This is a genomic window from Wolbachia endosymbiont of Onchocerca gibsoni (assembly GCF_029169405.1).
Classification (GTDB): Bacteria; Pseudomonadota; Alphaproteobacteria; order Rickettsiales; family Anaplasmataceae; genus Wolbachia.
Genome location: NZ_JABUMP010000001.1, coordinates 457,129 through 458,984, shown reverse-complemented (window position 1 = coordinate 458,984; position 1,856 = coordinate 457,129). Strand labels below are relative to the sequence as shown.

General features: G+C 29.3%; 1 protein-coding gene and 1 pseudogene. Both read left to right on the top strand.

The window, feature by feature from the left end; genetic code table 11:
- Positions 1 to 155: pseudogene (gene gatB / locus HSX44_RS01735) on the top strand (Asp-tRNA(Asn)/Glu-tRNA(Gln) amidotransferase subunit GatB); the annotation flags it as partial.
- Positions 156 to 1,693: 1,538 nt separating this feature from the next.
- Positions 1,694 to 1,856 (top strand): bL21 family ribosomal protein (locus HSX44_RS01730; RefSeq protein ID WP_275602412.1); only part of this gene is annotated, 163 nt, incomplete at its 3' end.

Sequence of the window (1,856 nt, the reverse complement as noted above, 5' to 3'; positions counted from 1 at the left end):
AAATCATCAATGACAACCAAGATAAGGTTCAAGAATACAAAAGCGGTAAGATAAAATTATACGGATTTTTTGTTGGAGAAGTTATGAAACTTACTAAAGGAAAAGCTAACCCTAATGTTGTGAATTTGATTTTAAGTGAAAGATTAAGTAATTAATTTCTATATTAACAACATATCTTGTAATACTTTTAAATCTATGCTCTGATATCTGTATATTGGAACATATAGGTTGATTACTTTTTTCACTATTTATTGATATTATTCACGAAATTATACAAGGTTGGAGATATCTAAAAATTACTCTACCTGGAGCATAAACCGTCGTCTTTACCTCTTGGTATTACCTATCAAGAGGTGTATTTAGGTGTTATTTTTCTACGTGTTTGGGATAAAAAAACGTCCTTATAAGTAGATTATTAACAAAAAATGGTAAATTTAGCTTAGTAAAATATTTTATTGCTTGTTTAAAAAAGCAAGAGTAGTAAAAAGTTCAATGTGAAATAAAGAATTTTATTATTACTACAAGCATTGATTTTGATCCAGTGGGATTTAACACAATATGAAGTAAGGAGAATGAGAGTAATATTAAGCAGAAAGAATCAAGGAGAGAAAATTTAGTTTATAAAGATAGATATAGAAGGTAAGTTCCTGGATATAGGCAATGCTAGAAGTGGCAGCATTTTATATAAGGTATAAGGTGGGCAAGGAAATTATCAACAAAGAATCAAAGACTTTATTAAGATGATGTTTGAGGAAGAATTATTTTAAGGTGAATAAATGATATGTTAGTCAAAAAGTTCAACTATGTTGGCGGCAATGAAACCTTTTGCAGAGCTTTTTAAAAAAGTGGAATACTGGGTTAGTACTTTAAGTGAGGTAAAAGAGGACTAAGATGAAACAAGTGGTAATCAAAAAAGAACCGAAGTGGACTGTGTGAAAGAGATGTACAAGCTACTTGTATAAAAGTAGTGAAACATTAAAAGGAATATACATAGCAGCACAAGATGACGAGCAAAGATTTTAAGAAAGTTTATATTTTAATTGCTTTTCGTGATAATGAGAGAAGCAAAAGATGAAAAAAAACTGTGTAGTGCTGTTAAGTTATTTAATAGATACTCAATAATTAGATTAAGGAAAGGAATAGTAAATATTCACAGACCGGTGCAAGAAGTGGCAATAGGGATGAGGTACAAAAGAAAGATAAAAAAATAGGTAAAGATTCTAATGACAATTATAAAATTGATAAATTATAATATAATACAATGTGAGGTGTATTATACCTGCTTAGTGGTATGCAGGTAAGCACAGTAAGTTAATTTATAATTCTATTATACCTACAATGAACAAAAATATATATCATTTTAAATAAATAAAGATACCTAATATCAACATTAAAGATAAAAATAACAACACTCCGCTATACTTGGTTGATTAAGGAAAAAAAATTATGTAGCACAAAAATGTTACCAACACATAATATGAATGTTGACGCTGAAAATAATGAAAGTATGATAAGATTATATTGTGACGTGAGACATAACACTAAGAGCTCATGGAATTGCTGTAGCTTATGGTACATTCGTATATTTACTGGAGGCGTTTAATGTAACTTAGGTAGAATCATTTGTCTTGACAGCATATATGACATCCTTTACGATTACAATCAAAGTTAACAGTAAAAGTGTATATTTGATATGTTTGCAGTTATTGAAACAGGCGGAAAGCAGTACTTAGTAAAAAAGGGTAGTGTGATAAAAATAGAGAAATTAAAGGCTGAGGAAGGAAAGGAGGTAGAGGTCGGTAAAGTAATTTATCTTTCAGATAACGATTTATCTTATTCACTTAATGCCACTGTTA